At 63.4% G+C, this 18,711-nt stretch carries 13 protein-coding genes; 11 read left to right on the plus strand and 2 right to left on the minus strand.

Annotated features, from left to right (window positions below; all coding sequences use genetic code 11):
• Window positions 1–58 precede the first annotated feature (58 nt).
• The 10 genes from E9536_RS14070 to E9536_RS14115 all read left to right on the plus strand — a co-directional run bounded on the left by E9536_RS14070 (window position 59) and on the right by E9536_RS14115 (window position 12,824).
• Complete coding sequence (locus E9536_RS14070) at window positions 59–1,828, plus strand: bifunctional alpha/beta hydrolase/class I SAM-dependent methyltransferase (RefSeq protein ID WP_059682197.1); 1,770 nt, start codon at window positions 59–61, stop codon at window positions 1,826–1,828.
• Window positions 1,825–3,231: a phosphatase PAP2/dual specificity phosphatase family protein gene (locus E9536_RS14075; protein WP_060357300.1), complete on the plus strand. Its 1,407-nt coding sequence runs from the start codon at window positions 1,825–1,827 to the stop codon at window positions 3,229–3,231. The genes E9536_RS14070 and E9536_RS14075 overlap by 4 nt, the downstream gene beginning before the upstream one ends.
• A complete protein-coding gene (locus E9536_RS14080) occupies window positions 3,231–3,683 on the plus strand; it encodes a hypothetical protein (RefSeq protein WP_060173851.1) in 453 nt (150 codons plus the stop codon). Before E9536_RS14075 ends, E9536_RS14080 begins: the two co-directional genes overlap by 1 nt.
• Before the next feature lie 237 nt (window positions 3,684–3,920).
• Window positions 3,921–6,452 carry a type VI secretion system Vgr family protein gene (locus E9536_RS14085; RefSeq protein ID WP_060173852.1) on the plus strand — a complete coding sequence of 844 codons (2,532 nt, stop codon included), beginning with the start codon at window positions 3,921–3,923 and terminating at the stop codon, window positions 6,450–6,452.
• A gap of 5 nt (window positions 6,453–6,457) precedes the next feature.
• Window positions 6,458–7,477, plus strand: coding sequence for a DUF4123 domain-containing protein (locus tag E9536_RS14090; RefSeq protein ID WP_060372241.1), 1,020 nt, complete (start codon window positions 6,458–6,460; stop codon window positions 7,475–7,477).
• Between the two features lie 5 nt (window positions 7,478–7,482).
• Window positions 7,483–10,314, plus strand: a complete 2,832-nt coding sequence (locus E9536_RS14095) for a T6SS effector BTH_I2691 family protein (protein WP_136470013.1) — start codon at window positions 7,483–7,485, stop codon at window positions 10,312–10,314.
• 5 nt (window positions 10,315–10,319) lie between these two features.
• A complete protein-coding gene (locus tag E9536_RS14100; protein ID WP_136470035.1) occupies window positions 10,320–11,051 on the plus strand; it encodes a putative type VI secretion system effector in 732 nt (243 codons plus the stop codon).
• Between the two features lie 10 nt (window positions 11,052–11,061).
• Window positions 11,062–11,790, plus strand: a complete 729-nt coding sequence (locus E9536_RS14105; protein WP_136470014.1) for a putative type VI secretion system effector — start codon at window positions 11,062–11,064, stop codon at window positions 11,788–11,790.
• Between the two features lie 10 nt (window positions 11,791–11,800).
• On the plus strand, window positions 11,801–12,529 hold the full coding sequence (locus E9536_RS14110) for a putative type VI secretion system effector (protein ID WP_136470036.1): 729 nt from the start codon (window positions 11,801–11,803) through the stop codon (window positions 12,527–12,529).
• Window positions 12,530–12,572: 43 nt separating this feature from the next.
• Window positions 12,573–12,824, plus strand: coding sequence for a PAAR domain-containing protein (locus tag E9536_RS14115; protein ID WP_048025910.1), 252 nt, complete (start codon window positions 12,573–12,575; stop codon window positions 12,822–12,824).
• 52 nt (window positions 12,825–12,876) lie between these two features.
• On the opposite strand, the gene tssF is transcribed toward E9536_RS14115, so the two are convergent.
• Complete coding sequence (gene tssF, locus E9536_RS14120) at window positions 12,877–14,688, minus strand: type VI secretion system baseplate subunit TssF (protein WP_136470015.1); 1,812 nt, start codon at window positions 14,686–14,688, stop codon at window positions 12,877–12,879.
• Between the two features lie 194 nt (window positions 14,689–14,882).
• A complete protein-coding gene (locus E9536_RS14125) occupies window positions 14,883–16,079 on the minus strand; it encodes a sensor domain-containing diguanylate cyclase (protein WP_136470016.1) in 1,197 nt (398 codons plus the stop codon).
• Window positions 16,080–16,386: 307 nt separating this feature from the next.
• On the opposite strand from E9536_RS14125, the gene bcsB reads away from it, so the two are divergent.
• Window positions 16,387–18,711 carry a cellulose biosynthesis cyclic di-GMP-binding regulatory protein BcsB gene (gene bcsB, locus E9536_RS14130; protein ID WP_124840085.1) on the plus strand — a complete coding sequence of 775 codons (2,325 nt, stop codon included), beginning with the start codon at window positions 16,387–16,389 and terminating at the stop codon, window positions 18,709–18,711.

Consider the following 18,711-nt stretch of genomic DNA (forward strand, 5'->3'; position numbering starts at 1 on the left):
TACCGGGCGCCGGAGGGCGGCGCACCATGATTCGAATAACGAAACGAGAGAAAAACGCATGAGCGCACGCCTGGCCCGCGAGGCCGACTTCATCACGCACGACGGCGAAACGCTGTTCTATCGTCACTGGCCCGCAACGGGCCCGCGCTGCCGCGGCGCCATCGTGCTGCTGCATCGCGGCCACGAACATTCGGCACGCGTCGCGCATCTCGTCGACGAGCTCGACCTGCCGGATTTCGCGTTCTTCGCGTGGGATGCGCGCGGCCACGGCCGCTCGCCCGGCGCACGCGGCTACAGCCCGAGCGCGGCCGCGTCGGTACGCGACCTGCAGACCTTCGTCGAACATATCCGCGACACGCACGGCATCGCGATCGAGGACATGGCCGTGGTCGGCCAGAGCGTCGGCGCGGTGCTCGCGGCCACCTGGGTGCACGACTACGCGCCGCCGATCCGCGCGCTCGTCGTCGCGTCGCCGGCGTTTCACATCAAGCTCTACGTGCCGTTCGCGCGGCCGGGCCTGCGGCTGATGCACAAGCTGCGCGGGCTGTTCTACGTGAACAGCTACGTGAAACCGAAATTCCTCACGCACGATCCCGAGCGGATCGCGAGTTATGCGTCCGATCCGCTGATCACGCGGCCGATCGCGGTCAACATGCTGCTCGACCTGCACGACACCGCGCAGCGGATCGTCGCCGATGCGGCCGCGATCACCGTGCCGACGCAACTGCTGATCTCGGGCGCCGACTGGGTCGTGCATCGCGGCCCGCAAGACCGCTTCTTCGAACGCCTCGGCGCCGCGCGCAAGGAGCGCATCGTGCTGCCGGGCTTCTATCACGACACGCTCGGCGAACGCGATCGCGCGCAGGCGCTCGCGCCGCTGCGCGCATTCGTGCTGCGCGAATTCGATGCGCCGAGCCCGCGCGTGTCGCTCGCCGATGCCGACCGGCGCGGTGCGTTCCACGATGAATACGCGGCGCTCGGCCGCCCGCCCGCGAATGCGTTCGCACGTGCGTACTGGGCGCTCACGCGAGCCGGCCTGAAGGCCGGCGGCGCGCTGTCGGACGGTATCGCGCTCGGGCTGCGGCTCGGTTTCGATTCGGGCTCGACGCTCGATTACGTGTACCGCAACCGCGCGCAGGGGCGGCTCGGCGTCGGCGCGTTGATCGATCGCACGTATCTCGATTCGCCGGGCTGGGTCGGCATCCGCCAGCGCAAGGTGCATCTGCAGGAGCTGATCGGCGCGGCGATCGGCCGCCTGCGCGGCCACGGCACGCCGGTGCGGATCGTCGACATCGCGGCCGGGCACGGGCGCTACGTGCTCGACGCGATCGCGTCGGCCGCCGAGCGCGACGGCGCGGCGCCCGACGACATCACGCTGCGCGACTACAGCCCGCCGAACGTCGAGGCCGGGCGCGTGCTGATCGCGCAGCGCGGCCTCGAGCCGATCGCGCGCTTCGAGCGCGGCGACGCGTTCGACGAGGCGTCGCTCGCGACGCTCGAGCCGCGTCCGACGCTCGCGATCGTGTCGGGCCTCTACGAACTGTTCGGCGAGAACGCGCTGATCGAGCGCTCGCTGCGCGGGCTCGCGCAGGCCGTGCCGCCGGGCGGTTATCTCGTCTATACGGGGCAGCCGTGGCATCCGCAGCTCGAATTCATCGCACGCGCACTGAACAATCACCGCGGCGAGGCGACCTGGGTGATGCGCCGCCGCTCGCAGGCCGAAATGGACGAACTCGTCGCGCGCGCGGGGTTCCGCAAGCTCGACCAGCGGATCGACGAAATGGGCATTTTCACGGTCAGCCTCGCGCAGCGGGTCGACGCGTCATGAGCGAATTCGGCGGCGACGCGCGCGGCCTGGCGGCGCAGGCGTCGGCGGCCGGCGCACGCGACGCGTCGTTCGCGCTGCGTCTCGGCTGGCTCGCGGTGATGGGCGCCGTGTTCTTCTCGACCTACGGCTTCGCGAACTGGCTCGCCGCGCGCCGCGTGGCGGTGCCGACCTTCGCGTTCGGCTGGGAGCACGCGATCCCGTTCGTGCCGTGGACGATCGTGCCGTACTGGTCGATCGACCTGCTGTATGCGCTGTCGTTCTTCTTCTGGACGCGCCGCGCCGACCTGCTCGATCACGTGAAACGGCTGTTGACCGTGCAACTGGTATCGGTCGCGTGCTTCATCGCGTGGCCGCTGCGCTTCGGGTTCGAGCGGCCCGACGCGGGCGGCGTGGCCGGTGCGCTGTTCACGCTGCTGATGGGGTTCGACAAGCCGTTCAACCAGGCGCCGTCGCTGCACATCGGGCTGCTCGTCGTGCTGTGGGCCGTCTATGCGAAGCACGTGCGCGGCACGCTCGCGCGCGTCGTGCTCCATCTGTGGTTCGCGGCGATCGGCGTGTCGGTGTTGACGACCTACCAGCATCACGCGATCGACGTGCCGACCGGTGCGGCCGTTGGCTGTCTCGCGCTGTTCCTGTTCCCGCTGCGCGATGCCGCGGGCCGGCTGCCGGGCGCCGATGCGTCGCCGGGCGCGGCCGGCCGCGCGCTCGCGCGTCGTTATGCGCTCGGCGCGGCGGCGGTCGCGCTCGTGGCGCTCTGGTGCGTGCCGCGCGCGCCCGGCTGGGCGCTGGCGGCCGGGTGGGTCGCGCTGGCGCTCGCGTGTGTCGCGTGGATCTACCGGCGCGGCGCACCCGGCGCGTTCCAGAAGGATGCGCACGGGCGTTTCCCGGTCGTCATCCGCTGGCTGCTCGCGCCGACGATCGCCGGCGCATTCGTCAATTCGCGGCTGTGGACGTTCCGGCAGCCGGCGCCGGTGCGGATCGACGAACGCGTGTCGCTCGGCCGCACGCCGACCACATCCGACGTGCGCCGCCACGGTTTCACGGCACTGGTCGACCTGACGGCCGAAATGCCGCGCTGGGCGGCGGCCGATGCATCGCTCGCCTATGCGAGCGTGCCGCAGCTCGACCTCGTCGCGCCGACGGCCGCGCAACTTGCGCAGGCCGTCGCGGCGCTCGAACGCCTGCACGGGGAAGGGCACGACGTGCTGGTCTGCTGCGCGCTCGGCTACGGGCGCAGCGTGCTGTGCGCGGCCGCGTGGCTGGCGGCGCGACGCGGGTTCGGCGATGCGCGCGACGCGCTGGCCGCGGTGCGCGCGGTGCGGCCGCATGCGGTGTGGTCGGACGACGGCGTGGCCGTGCTGCAGCACTGGATCGATGGCCGCCGCGGCGCGGGAGGTGTGTGATGCGCGACCCGTCCGCGCCATTCAGGATTGCCGCCGCGCGCGGCGCGCTCGATGCAGGCGCGTGGGCGATCGCGGCCGCACTGGCCGCGGCCGGCGCGGGCTGGTGGATCGCATCGGGCTGGGCGCCGGCGACGGTCGCGCGCGTGCTGCTGGCCGTCGTCAGCACCGGGTCGGGGATCGCGGCGCTGTGGGTTGCGGTGCGGATCGAGATCGACCGCCGGCTGTTCGCCGCGCTTGCGCGCGCGGCGGCCGGCGACGCATCGGTCGACGATGCCCTCGCCGCGCTCGACCGCGCGCTCGCCGATCTCGGCTGGATCGACGCGTCGAAGGCCGGACGTGCGCTCGACGCACGCGTGCGCGGCGCGGTCGGGCTGTGCCGGGCCGGTGTGCTCGTCGCGATCGTGCAGTGGCTCGTGGTCGGGCTCGCGATTGCCGTTTCGCAGGTGGGTTAGCGTACGGATGGCATTTTTGCGAAATGATGTTCAGTCGGGTAATTATTTCTCGTCTAGCTTCGCGAGATAAGTAATATTTACTGGATTTTTTGGGGGCTTATTGCAGTAAGAGTGTTGCGCGGTAATCTTCGATTTGACGAAACCATACGTTTTCCTGTCTATCGAATTGCGGTGAAAGGCATTTATAATCTTCGCTCGGCAGAAATCCCGCCTGAATAACAACCGAGGGCATGCTGCGTGAGCAACACCGCACTTTATAAGGCGTTGCGTCTCGGCGACGCGCAATACAATCGACTGATCAAACTCGATACGCCGCTCGGCGTTGACTGGTTGCTGCCGCTTTACGTCAAGGGCACCGCCAGGCTGGGGCGCGATTATGAGTTCGTGATCGACGTCGTATCGGCCCGCGGCGGGCAGATCGAACTCAAAGCACTGCTCGCCAAGCCAGTCACACTGTGGATTCAGCAGGTCGACGGTTCATACATGCCGATCCACGGCTATGTCCACCGGTTCAGCCGGTTGGGGGCGGACGGCCCGCTCACCTATTACAAGCTCGCTTTTTCCTCGTGGCTTTATTTTCTGTGCCTGCGTCGCGACATGCGGGACTGGCAGGAGCAGAACGGTGAGCAGATTCTGACCGACGTCTTCAACGAACACCCGCAGGCGCGTGGCGCATTCCGTTTCGACGTGCACAAGCCGCTGCCGTCGTATTCGAATCGCGTGCAATGGGAATACGACCTCAATTTTGTTCACCGCAGCATGGAAGAAGCAGGCGTGTTTCCCTACTTCGAGCAGGCGGAGAACGGCCGTTCCCACATGATGGTTGTCACGGACGACGCCTATTTCGTCCCGACGCTGAGGCAATCCGTTGTCCAGTTCGGTCGTATGGACATTGGCGGCGAATTGGACGGATTCGCGCAATGGAAGGAGCAGCTCCAGATCGAGAGCGCACAACTGACGTCACGCTCGTTCGACTACAAGCGGCCCGATCTTCCCCGGCAGGTCCAGGGGGTGACCGATGTGCACGGCAATCTGCCGACGGATGGCGAGATCTACGACTACCCCGGTGCGTACATGTGGTCGGATCGGGAGCAGGGTGAGCGTCTCGCACGGATCCGCCTCGAGGAGAGGATGTCGCGGATGAAGCGCTTTCATGGCGTTGGCGCTTTACGCTGTGCGATGCCTGGAAGGCGTTTCGAGCTTCGTGGCCATCCGGTCCATGACGCGGGGAGCCAACCGGATCGCGAATTCGTGTTGCTCGGTGTCGACTGGCTGATCAGCAACAATCTGCCCGGTCTGGACGGGGTCGAGGCATTCCCCGACGGGCTGGCCGCGGAAATCGCAAAGGCGAAGACCGGTGCAACGGTGCACCACGCCGATGGCAGCGAGGGCTTCTTTCAGGTGCAGGTCGAGGCGCAACCGCGCAATGTGCCGTTTCGCAGTTCGTTCGATCACAAGAAGCCGGTCATGCAGTTACAGAACGCGATCGTTGCCGGGCCGGGCGGCGAAGAGGTCTACACCGACTCGCTGAACCGGGTGAAGGTGTGGTTTCACTGGAACCGCCGCAACGGTCAGGACGAGCGTGCGTCATGCTGGGTTCGTCCGACGTTTCTCGACGCGGGCGCCAATCGCGGCGGCATTCAGCCGCTGCGCAAGGGGGATGAAGTTGTCGTCGGTTTCATGGAAGGCGACTGCGACAGGCCCGTCATTATCGCGAGGATGTACGGCGGCGCAACGCAACCGGTGTGGCATACGAACGGCCTGCTGTCGGGCTATCGGTCGCGCGAGTACGGCGGCACCGGCTATAACCAGCTCGTGATGGACGATTCGACGCAGCAGAATCGCGTTCATCTTTATTCGAGCAGCTATCAGTCGCATCTGCACCTCGGCTACCTGATCCAGCATACGGAGAATACGCGCGGCGCATTTCTCGGCAGCGGCTTCGACCTCAAGTCGGACGCTTATGGCGCCATTCGCGCGGGGCAAGGGCTGTTCGTCTCGACACATTCTGCGACGGTCAACCAGCCGCTGAACGTAACCGCGGCGTCCGAGCAACTGGCAAGCGCGGAAAGCGTGGTGGAACTGACGTCTCAGGCGAGCGCCGCAAATCAGGCCGAAAGCCTGGAGGAAGGGCACGACGCACTGAAGCGATTTACCGATGCCACGCAATACAACGTGGCGGGAGGCGCGGGCAGCGGCGGGCGGACGGGCGGTGGCGGCACCGGTAGCGCAAACGGGTTCTCGACGCCGATCATGCTGATCGCAAGTCCGGCCGGCGTGGGCGTGTCGACGCAGGATTCGGCGCAGCTCACGGCAAACCAGCAAGTCAATATCGTGAGCGGCAGGAGTACGCACGTTGCCGCCGGCAAATCGCTGATCGCGAGTGTGATGGAAAAGATCAGCCTGTTCGCGCAGAACGCGGGGATCAAGCTGTTCGCGTCCAAGGGCAAGGTCGAGATTCAGGCGCAGAGCGACGAGATGAAACTCACCGCGCTCAACGACGTGACGGTCACCAGTTCGAGTGGACGTGTCGTTATCTCTGCCGAAAAGGAGATCTGGATCGGCGCTGGGGGGTCGTATATCAAGATCACGCCCGACTTGATCGAGAACGGAACCAGTGGCCAGATTCTCGAAAAATGCGCATCGTGGGACAAGCCGGGTGCGTCATCGATGCGTCTGCCTTCGCCGATTGCGAGTGTGCAGAAAGGATGTGCGTGGAAGACGGCGTCGGCATCGGCCGACAGCGCGTCGAGCGTCGTGTTGGAGTAGTCGTCATGAGTCGTCCGAACCACCGCGACGCAGAGCGTCAGGAAGGCGTGGATTTGTCGAGCGAGGCAGCGGCAATCGATACGACGGTGAGTGTGCTGCGTGCTTATTTTGACAAGCAACCGGACATGCACTGCCTGTTGGTCGTCGACCCGGCCCAGCGCGATTTGCCGAGCGAGGAGGGCTCGGTGTTCAGCGAGTTGACGCGCACGGTCGTCACGATCGCGCACGACGCCTATCCGGATGAACACCGGCCCTACCTCGTTGAACTGGATCTGTCTTCGCCAGCTGGCACCGCGCTTCTGAAAGAAAGTGTGCGACTCGCGTTCGAAGACAGGCGTCCCGCGTCGATGGCACAGGGCCTCGGGCAGCGGATCGGCGGATGGTTGGCAAGTTCTGCGTCGCCTGACAAAGTCGCCGAGCACTGGTCGAGGCAGGTGCTGCAGTATGACGAGCGAGGGCGCCTATGTGCGCTGCGTTTTTACGACACGCGTGCGCTGGGCCTGATCTGGCCAGTGTTGACCGAACGGCAGCAGCAGGATCTGCTCGGGCCGGCCAAGGTCTGGCATGCGCTTGATGCATGTGCGAAGCCGCGCGCGTATGGCCGGGACGCGGAATCGAGTCGGGCATTTTCGCTCGCGAAGGCGCAATGGCCGGGCGTGCATCGTCATGGTCTCGTCAACCGCGCACTCGCGTTGCATGCATTGGCGGCAGGCCGTCAGCCTGTACCCGCGGAAGTGGATGCAGCCGTTGCTGCCGCCGCGCGTGCGGAGCAATACGGGCTGCATGATCGCGACGACCTGGTTGCATTCATCGGACATGCGCTTGACTGGCATCCCTGGTTCGACCGGCATCCCGAGGTTGCGAAGGCGTTGCAGCAGTGTTCGCCCGACGATTTTTATACCGCAGCGATCGGCCACCTCCAGCCTGGCGAAATCGACGAAATTCGACGCGGTGCGTGGTATGACGAGAGGGCGTTGTCTTCGGCCGAGTCAAGCCGGTCGACGACTGACACGAGATACGAATAACGGAAATGGCGACTACTGAACAAGAATGCGCGAATTGCCAGAAGACCGGGCTGGCGATCCTTCCCGTCCGCTATACGGTTTTGCCGAACACCGTTCCTGCAAGATTGCCGGACGGCATTGGGGGGAAAGGTGTCACGGATGTTCCGTTGACGACGCATCGTTATGGGTTGCGCACGCTCCGGGACGGGTGGTTGTACCTCTACTATGTCCAGAGTGCGAGAGGTCCCAAACGGTGGGAGGTATACAAGGTGACGGGAGACGGCCGCTTGTGGAAGCAGTCGCGCCCACTGCCCGACAAGCCTTCCACGCATCCTGCGTGCGCCCAATGCGCGATCGCGGTACCGATGGACGTGATCGCGATCGAGCGTCCGGAGAAATGCACGGGCCGTGTCTACATCGCGTTCTCGGAACACGCATGGATCGAGGATACGTTCAAGCGGTACGAGGCAAATCCTGCCTTGCTCGAACAGCGCATGCAGTGGATCGAGCCGTCGAAATGGATCAACGGCGGCAACGATCCGCAAAGGCATGCAGTCGTCGCAACCCGAAAAAGTATCGATGATGTCGTCGAGTACATGCCGGGTCTGGATCCCAAGCTGCTCGATCCGAAGGATCAGCCGTTGACCGACAAGGCCGGCGCCTACGATCCGAAACTGATGGGCCGGGAGTCGACCCGGTATCCGTTGCATATCCGTCAGGCCTCTCCGCTGTCCACGAGCGAAGCGTTGGTCAAGTTGATGAACTCGATCGGCTCGACCGGCAAGGGGCAATCTCATCCGCCGATGATGCTGGCCTTGTGGGATGGTATCGGCAACGCGCACGAACTGAACGATTTTCGCAACGACGCAGGCAGCATGTTGTCCTTGTATGTCAAGGAGCAGGGCACGCAGATCGACGCGATGCTGTCGATCGATGCGGCGGAAGTCGCCGTGCGCAACGGCGCGGTTGCGTTCAAGAGCCGCATGCGGTCCGCGCTGCGGGCGGGCTGGGAAGGCATGTTGAACAATCCCGGCGCGATGGACGGGATTCCGAGTTATGCCGTCATCTCGCCGGAGCAGCAGGCGGCGTCGGACAGGCGGATTCAGGAAGCGGGCGTTATCAGCCCCGAAGAAGCGAAGACGATCGGCGACGCCGAGTGGCCGAAGTACCAGGACAAACTGAATCTTCGAAAGCTCGGGGATTTCCGGCCGTGGTTCAAGTCCGTTCAGGACGCGGTCAAGGCGATTCAGGCCCGGCGTACGCCCGACGTGAAGGCGTGGCTGAAGGCGCCCACGTTCATCGCGGCGTTGCACGATTATCACGACGAGAACGCGGACGACGGTCGGGCATTCGAGAAGGTCATCGTTCAGGCGATCAACGGGTTGCCGTCGGAAGATCGCGGCGCGGCCGTCGTCTACGATCTGGTCAACAACATGGATCCGACATTGCCGACCAGCCTCGTGTGGCGTGCGTTCGCCTACAACCAGAAGCATCCGAAGGCCGAGATCAAGGAACTACTGGCACAGGCGATCGCGAACAAGACGACCAAGGCGGATCCGGTCAGCGATATTGCCGACAAGATCGGCAAGGTGCTGGAGCAACTGAAGAACTTCGTCGATTTTCGGGAGAAGATGACCGAGGTTCATGAGCATCAGAACCCGATATCGGTGTCGGAAAAGTACTTGAAGAGTATTCAAGGTGACGGCCTCGTCATCACGATGGGCAACGCGCTGTTCAAGTGGACGGGGCTGGGCGTGCTGGGGGACTGTGCGGGCACTTTCATGATTCGCGGTGCGCTGATGTTGCGCGTCGGCATCAGCAAGGCGGACACGATCGATCTCGTCAGGCAGGCGGTCAAGGTCGAGCCTGACTTGCGCCTGAAGTTGCAGCAGGGATATCGGGCGTTGCGCGGCCAGGGCATTGCGGCGCAGGACGCGTTCGTGAGGACGATGCAGTCGCTCGCGGAACACGAAGGCGGGCAGCTCTATCGTGCGAAGTGGAATGCGGTCAAGCTGACGCAGGAAGGCAAGGCCGTCAATCTAGGCGTGCGGATCGGCGGTACCTTGGCCGTGATCGAATTGCTGAGCTTCGGGTGTGCGCTTGCGAAAGCGGACAAGAAGGGCGAGGACTACGCGATGCTGGTGGCGGGAGGGTTCTCGTCGATGTCCGCGTGTCTGCAGGCGTCGACAAAGCTGATGACGGGGCTGGCGAAGGATGCGGCGCGGACGTTGACCAATCTGAAGGCGATTACGGGGTATTTTGGTGGGGCGTCGTCGATGATTGGGATGGTGCTGGATACCGGGAAATTCCTTGAAAGCGCTGGCAAGAATCAGTACTCCATGGCGGCAGCTTACTTTTTCAAGGCGTCAATTGGTTTTGGGGCGACGACAGCAAATTTTCTTACTGCATTGACATCGTCTGCACCACTAGTCGCTCGGATTACCGGAGGGCGTGGCGTGGTATTTATCGGGAAGGTAGGCGCTGGCATTGCAGGCGCTACCGCTCGGTCGAGCGCAATAGCTGCAGGCACGGCTACAGGACGGCAAGCGGCTAACGAAATTGGTAAGAGGGCAATCGGAGTGGCAGCCGAGGAGGCCGGAATTATCATCACTGAACGCGTTGGCCTTTTGGCGATTGGTCGTGTGGTTTTGTTCCTTGCGGGTTGGGAGGTTGCCGTGGCGCTGGTGGTGCTGCAGCTTTTGATTGCATATTTCTCGGATAACGAACTGCAGACATGGTTCGAGAAATGTGCGTTTGGTAAGAGCCCGGATAGCCCGCCATGGGCGATCGATAAGCAACATGAAGAATTTGATAAGGCCCTTGCTAGTGTCGGTTTGAAATCCGATAACGGTGTCTGATGGATATGGATAAAAATAAAGTATCTTCTGTAATCCTGCTTCGCGGGGTTATTAAAAATTTTCGAAAAACGCGCTGCAATCATGATTTCCTATTCAGTGACGCTGATCGCGCAAAAATGGGGGCGACGGCCGTTGCGGCAGGTTTAGTTGGTTTGGGTGGAATTGCTGTCGGGTTGAGTGGTATGGCAATGGATACCACAGAAGAAGCCGATTTGCTCGAGTTTGAGCTTGAGGGGAAATCGGTGAGAGCTTGGGTTTGGTCGTCGGTGTTTACGGAAGGCGACGAGGTAGAAGTTGTTGCTGAACGCTGGGGTGAAACCTGGCAGGCATTCGGTATTCGACGACTTTCGGATAAGATCGTTGCACTCCATCCGCATTGTAGTCGCGGTCGCTTCGCGCACTATCGGGCGTCATTTAAATGGGGTGGGATATTTTTTGTATCGGCCATGGTTGTTTTGTATTTTATATCGGCGTGTTTTTTGATATTTAGAGGTGGTATCCCTGTTGAGAACTTGGTTATAGCACTTTTGCTTGGAACTTCGGTGTCAGCGCTGGGCTATGGATTCATTACCTACCGTGTTGCACGGAAGATGATGGGCTTTGTTCGTCTTGCTGAAGGGATTTTTGAAGGGTTCGGCTGGAAAGATGTGAAGAACATCGATCTTCCTGCCATCACGAAGAAGGGAAAGAAGCCGGGTGACCCGGGTGCATTGGGTGTGCTGTATTTCCGCTACTGATTGTTCGTCGATGAGTATGTTGTCCGATCAAATGCAGTTGCTCCGTGGACGTATTGGCAATCTACGGAAGTCGCGTTGCAGCCAGGATTTCTTCTTTACCGATGCTGATCGCGCCAAGATGGGCACGACGGCGATTGCGGCAGGCGTGGTCGGTTTGGGCGGTGTTGCAGTCGGGTTGAGCGGCATGGCAATGGACACCACCGAAGAGGCCGATCTGATCGAGTTCGAACTCGACGGCAAGCCCGTTAAAGCATGGGTTTGGTGGTCGGTGTTTTCGGAAGGCGATGAGGTAGAGGTTGTTGCTGAGCGTTGGGGCGAGACGTGGCAGGCATTCGGTGTTCGGCGACTCTCTGACAAAATTGTCGCACTTCATCCGCATTGTAGTCGCGGTCGCTTCGCACACTATCGGGCATCGTTCAAGTGGGGTGGGGTGTTTTTCGCAGCGGCGATGATAACGGCATATTTTATAATTGCATGCTTCGCTGTTTTTAAGGGTGGCGTCCCGATTGAAAATTTAATCATAACTTGTGCGTTGGGAACTTTAGTGTCTGCACTGGGTTATGGATTCGTTACCTACCGAGTCGCACGAAAGATGATGGGCTTCGTCCGCCTTGCTGAAGGGATTTTTGAAGGGTTCGGCTGGAAGGATGTGAAGAACATCGATCTCCCTGCCATCACGAAGAAAGGAAAGAAGCCGGGTGACCCTGGTGCATTGGGTGTGCTGTATTTCCGCTACTGATTGTTCGTCGATGAGTATGTTGTCCGATCAAATGCAGTTGCTCCGTGGACGCATTGGCAATCTACGGAAGTCGCGTTGCAGCCAGGATTTCTTCTTTACCGATGCTGATCGCGCCAAGATAGGCACGACGGCGATTGCGGCAGGCGTGGTCGGTCTGGGCGGTGTTGCAGTCGGGTTGAGTAGTATGGCGACGGATACCACTGAAGAGGCCGATTTGCTCGAGTTTGAGCTTGAGGGGAAATCGGTGAAGGCGTGGGTGTGGTGGTCGGTGTTCACAGAGGGCGATGAGGTGGAGATCGTTGCTGAACGATGGGGTGATATTTGGCACGCCTTTGGTATTCGGCGAATTTCAGACAAAATTGTCGCACTTCATCCACATTGTAGTCGGGGGCGTTATGCACACTATCGAGCATCGTTTAGGTGGGGTGGGATGTTTCTTGCGGTGGCACTAGCGGTAGCGTATTTCATCATTGCTTGCTTTGCCGTATTCAAAGGTGAAGCTCCGATTGATAGTTTGCTTATAGGTTGTGCGATGGGAACTTTGGGTTCGGCCGCGATTTTCTCTATTATTACTTATCGAATTTCACGAAAGATGATGGGCTTCGTCCGCCTTGCTGAAGGGATTTTTGAAGGGTTCGGCTGGAAGGACGTGAAGAACATCGATCTCCCCGCCATCACGAAGAAGGGAAAGAAACCAGGGGAGCCTGACGCACTCGGCATCCTGTATTTCCGTTACTGAGCACGCTCGGCTCAGGTTACCAACACAACAAGGCATCCCATTCATGATGAACCTCATCCGTGTCGGTGACGACACCGACCATGGCGGCAAAGTCATCACCGGTTCGTCGAAGATGCGTTTCGACGGCCGTTTCGTGGCGCGCAAAGGCGACGAAGTGTCGTGTCCTCAGCATCCGGAAATCAAGCCGAACCTGATCGTGGAGGGCGACGAATCGATGACCGACGACGGCGTCCCGATCGCGCGGCACGGTCATCGTGCGACTTGCGGATGTTGCTTGATTTCAAGCCTTGTCTGAGTGATACGGGGGCACGAAACAGCCGTTCTTCGAGGCTGGTCGCACCCGATAGTCAGACAAGTGCGACCGTCCCCGGTCGCGGAGTGCATCGTTGAATTTCCCGACCGGTGTTGGCCGACATGACGACAAGCTGGACGAAGTTCGTTGCCGACATATGCATTGTGAAAAAGCGTTCCATTACGCCGACGAATGCAGTCAGGCAGGTTGCGGCGAACGCCTGTTCATCAACAGTCAAGGTCACCTCCAGCCCCCGTACGAAGCTCGGCATCGGCTCTCTCGACAGCCAGAGCTGCTTGACGCGATGACCCAGATCCGTCAATCCGTCGATCAGGTTCATATGATTCCCGGACCGCGGAGCGAATTGACGGAGGAGGCGTTTCAATTCCACAAGCCCTGTACGGGTCAGGTCACTCGAGTGTGGCGCGAGTTGTGCGATAAGCCGCCATACGGCGTCCCCTTGTTGCGGCAATTGTGCGACCGCGGTGGGCGTATCGAGCATCACGATGCGCGACGCCATTGCGCCTTGTTCATTCACGAGATCGCCATTCTCCGCACTTGCTCGCATCCTGCGCGGGAGATCGCCGTTCGAGCAGGTCAGGTTCGCCGTGATCTGCTCGATCCCGGTGTCGACGGCAGGGCGGCCATCGAGTCCGATCAGGCTGAGTGCGGCGTCAATCTTTCCTGACGGTGTGGCTGCCGTGCCTTGGACGAGAACCCAATAGGGGCCGGCGAGACCGCCTGCGCCGCCGTGCATGAGCGACGTGAACGGTTGAATGGTCTTCGCTCCGGGTACGCCAGCCGTGGCGCGGACCGTGTCGACCGACCAGATCGTGACTTCGGCCGCGTCGGTGTTCTGGGATTGAACCGGATACGTGTCGGTCAGCGGGTCGCGCTTGAGCGGCACGGACGTGAGCCGGAACAGATTGACGATCGGCGTGCAGAAGAGTTTCAGGTGCTCCGCCGACAGATCCTTCAATTGCTGCGCTTCTCGCGAATCCGGATGCACGTCGCGGATGGCGAGGTGCAGCGTCAACTGCGGGCCGGGTCCTGCAGTACGCACGAGCGCGGCGAGATCGACGTCGACGAAATCGAATTTCTTCGAATACGCAAGGTATTCGCCGAGCAGCCTCAAAGCCGGTGGTCCGTCGTCTTCTTCGATCAGTTTCTCGGTATCGTCATAGCCCACCGACGCAAGCGGCGGAGCGCGCAGTGCGGTCCAGCGCCGTTCGGCATCTTCGACGAAAGCTGCTGCCGTGCGCATCGTCATGGCATCCATTGCCGCGGCGACAACTTCGTCGGCGCCGTCGATATGGATGCGCAAGGGACTCGGGATGGACTCGATACGAAAGCCGGGCCGGGTAACCGCGAGGGTGACGGAGAGGAGGCCGGATGTGTGCGGCGGCAATATGACGTCGGACGGAACGGCGGTTGCCGATGCGTAGCGCGCATTCGCAATGCGTATGGGCGCAAGCGTGACGTCGTACACGGTCCGGAACCGGCAGGCCTCCGCCGTGCTCAGGAGTTCCGTGCCGCGGGGAATCAATGACGGCTCGGCGAGCTTGTCGAGCATGTCCGAAACGTCGAACCGGGCAACGGTACATGCCGGCAGCGGTCGGCCATACTGGGGATGCAGCATGCCGAGGAGGGCGTCGGCAAACTCCGTGTAGTTGTCGTCGAGCCGATCGTCGATATTCGCGGCGAGAAGGGCGAATGATTGCAGCATTCGCTCGATATGCGGATCTTCGGAGCGGTCTCCGTTGATTCCGAGGCGGACTGCAATTTTGGGGTAGCGCGCCGAGAAGGAGGCAATCGATTGGCGCAGTAGGGCAAGTTCTCTTTCGTAGTGCGGAAGCAGATGATCCATTGCGTGAAGTGGCGAACCGATCAAGCGTCAAAAACACGAATTCGCTGTTTGTCCGTTCGCACTGAATGATGTCGGGCGCGTCAGCGCTGGCATCGCAATGATAACCGTGAAATTACAAAATGCTGTCTACGCGTGTCGATCGGCTTTCATGTCTGCCGGTTTCAGAATCGGATTGGCGACGCGGGATGCCCATGTCACGCGTCGCGTGCCCGCTGCGACCGCGTGCGCTTCACCTCATACATCGCCTGGTCCGCATGCTCGATCAGCGCGGTCATGTCGGTGCCGTCGTCGGGCAGCAGCGCGATTCCGACGCTGACGCCGAGCCGCAGCGGGCGCCCCTCGAATTCGAACGGTTCGCTCACCTGGCGCGCGAGCCGCGTGCTTTGCGCATGCGCGTCGTCGCGGTTGCCGATGTTCGGCAGGATCACCGCGAATTCGTCGCCGCCGATGCGCGCGACCGTATCCGAGCGCCGCACCGCGCCCTGCATCCGCGTGGCGATCTCGCGCAGCGCCGCGTCGCCCGCGCGGTGGCCGAACCCGTCGTTGATCGGCTTCAGCCCGTCCATGTCGATGTTGAGGATGCCGAGCCGGCCGTTCGCGCGCAGCGTCGTGTGCATCGACTGCCGCAGGCGGTCGTAGAACAGCGCGCGGTTCGGCAGGCCCGTGAGCGCATCGTGCGTCGCGCGCATGTAGAGTTCGTTCGCCTCGTTGCGCGCCGCGTAGAACATCGCGGCGGCGATCAGGTCGGCCGTCAGCCGCAGCGTGCCGGCATCGGCTGGCGAAAAGCCGTCGACTTCCGGCGACATCACCTTCAGCACGCCGACCGTCGTGTCGGCATGGGTGAGCGGCATCACGAGCATCGAGCGCAGGCCGACACGCCGGCATGCGTCGCGATCGACGCGCGGGTCGGTTTCCGAATCGATGCAGTGCAGCAGCTCGCCTTGCTGCACGCACAGGCCGGACAGGCTGCCCGAGCGCCGCAGCCGCAGGCCGAGCATCCCGGCCGCGGTGCCCGACGCGGCGCGGTACACCATGTCGTCACCCTCGGCGAATTCGACCGCGGCGGCGCTCGCACCGGTGAGCTGCGGCACCTGCTCGGCCACATAGGCCATCACGCTGCCGAGGTCGAGGCCGAGCTTCGCGATCTCGGTCTGGGCGGCAATGATTCGCAGCAGGGTATCGGGGGACGGAGTGGCGGTGTCGGCGATTTGATTCAAGTCAGTTTTCCGTGAAAGAAAGCACGTCCGGCGGCACGGGATTGCGGTAGCATACGCGCCGCTTCGCGGCGGCGCGTTCCGGGGCGGTCTGCAACGGACCGCCGCCGGCCGGCCGAACCGCGCCGGCAGTATGCCGTTCGACCCGTCGGGCGACAACGGCGCAATTCTTACCATTCATCCCTCTCGCGCAGCATTTTCGACTGGATTGAGGTTTTTTTCGCTTCATCGTCGCGAATCGGGGTAAGTTTTGTCCTATTTTTGAGATAGTGTGACGAATGGGCGCGTGCCGGTGCCAGGCGCGCGCGCAGCACGATGACAGGCGATTAAAGAAATCGCCGCATCGTTTCGATAAATGAATCAGGCCAGTTGGATAGATATGAGGGGAAGCAGTGGGATTGTTCACTCACGGGCATAGCTGCTTTGCGCGCATCGGTTCCGATGCAACGAATGACCTGACGATCCTGACGAAACGGAGCGGCGCATGAAGCCGGCCGTGTCGCTGTTCGTCCTGTCGGCCGCCATGGTCGGCGCGTTTCACGCCGCCGCGCTGTCGGCCGCACCGATGCCGGCCGTGCCGGCCGCCGCCGCAGCAGCAGCCTCGGGCGCGATGCCGGCGCCGGTGCTCGCGGCCGCGGCCGCGCCCGCGGCGGCCAGTGCGCCGTCCGCCGGCTTGCCGGCGACGACGGTGCACCTGCCGTTCGCGTCGCTCGGTGCGTTCGATCCGCTGCGCCTGCGCGGCGCCGACGACGCGCGCACGATCAACGCGGGCGTACGGCTCGACCGCGTGGTCACCGGCGCGCGGCTGCGCCTGACCTACGCCTATTCACCGTCGCTGGTGTTCCCGATGTCGCACCTGAAGGTGTCGGTGAACGGCGAGGTGATCGCGACCGTTCCGTTCGACGCCGCGCAGGCGGGCCGGACGGTCACGCAGGAAATCCCGATCGATCCGCGCTACTTCTCGGATTTCAACCAGATCGGCCTGCGCCTGATCGCGCACTACACGCTCGACCATTGCGAGGATCCGTCGAACTCGGCGCTGTGGGCCGACGTGAGCCCGAAGAGCGAGCTGATCCTCGACGAGTCGCCGGTGCGCCTGCCGAACGATCTCGCGCTGCTGCCCGCGCCGTTCTTCGACCGGCGCGACAACGGCCGCGTGCGGTTGCCGTTCGTGCTGCCGGCGTCGCCGGATTCGGCGACGCTGCGCAGCGCGGGCGTGCTCGCGTCGTGGTTCGGCGCGCTGGCCGATTACCGGCATGCGCGGTTCCCGGTGTCGTCCGGGCTGCCGACGGACGACCAGGCGGTGGTGATCGGCACGGCCGCGACGCTGCCGGCCGGCCTCGCGCTGCCGTCGATCAACGGCCCGCTGCTCGCGGTGGCGGACAACCCGGCCGCGCCGGGGCGCAAGCTGCTCGTCGTCACAGGCCGCACGGCGGCCGAGGTCGACGATGCGGTCGCGACGCTCGTGCTGGGCCGCGCGGCGCTGTCGGGGCCGGCGGCGACGGTCGCGCACGTCGATCCCGGCGCGCCGCGCAAGCCGTACGACGCGCCGCGCTGGCTGCCCGTGAACCGGCCGATCGCGTTCCGCGAGCTCGTATCCGATACGCGCCAGCTGGAAGTGCGCGGCACGACACCCGACGCTATCCGCCTGAACCTGCGCGTGCCGGCCGATCTGCATTCGTGGAACGGCGCGGGCGTGCCGATCACGCTGCGCTACCGCTACACGGCGCCGACCGTGCAGGACAACTCGACGCTCGCCGTCGAGATCAACGAGCAGCTCGTGAAGTCGTACCGGCTCGGGCCGGCCCAAGCCGAGGACGCGCACGGCCGCATGCAGCTGCCGCTGCTGTCGGTGCCCGAAGGGCGCGTGACGAGCGACGTCGACATCCCGGCGTTCCGGGTCGGCAGCGGCAACCAGCTGCAGTTCCGCTTCACGCTCGACTCGCAGAAGACGGGCCTGTGCTCGAGCACGGCGACCGAGCCGCAGCGCGCGGCGATCGATCCCGATTCGACGATCGACTTCTCGCACTTCGTCCATTACGCGCAATTGCCGAACCTCGCGTTCTTCGCGAACAGCGGCTTCCCGTTCACGCGCTTCGCCGACCTGTCGCAGACGGCCGTCGTGATGCCCGACCGGCCGTCGCCGCAGGAGCTCGAGGCCTACCTGACGATGCTCGGCCACATGGGCGAATGGACCGGGTTTCCGGCCCTGCGCGTGCAGGTCGCGCGGCCCGGCGACGTCGCCGCGCTGTCGGGCAGCAAGGACCTGCTCGTGATCGACGGCTCGCCCGCGTCGCCGCTGCTCGCGCACTGGCGCTCGGCGCTGCCGCTCGTGATCGGCGAGCAGGGCAGCGCGGGCGGCGAAGGCACCGCGCGCATCGCGTTCTCGGTGAAGGAGCGCTGGCGCAACGGCGTCGGCCTGGCCGAAGGCGGCGCGCACATCGAGCAGACCGGCTCGCTCGCGGCGCTTGCCGGGTTCGAGCTGCCGGGCAGCCGGGGGCGCAGCGTGGTCGCGCTGACGGCGACCGACCAGCCGCGCCTCGGCGATCTGCTCGACGTGTTCGAGAACGCCGGGCTCGTGTCGCAGCTGCAGGGCGACCTCGCGCTGGTGCGGCCGGGGCAGGTCGACAGCCTGCGCGTCGGCGAGCCTTACGTGGTCGGCTTCGTGCCGTGGTATGCGCGCGTGTGGACGGAAGCGGCGCGGCATCCGGTCGTGCTCGGCGCGGTCGGCGTGGTCGCGGGGCTGCTGCTCGCGCTCGGCGTGTTCAGCGTGCTGCAGAGAATCGCCGCGCGTCGACGGGGGATGTAA

Origin of the sequence: Burkholderia sp. LS-044 (assembly GCF_004803625.1) — a bacterium.
Classification (GTDB): Bacteria; Pseudomonadota; Gammaproteobacteria; order Burkholderiales; family Burkholderiaceae; genus Burkholderia; species Burkholderia cepacia.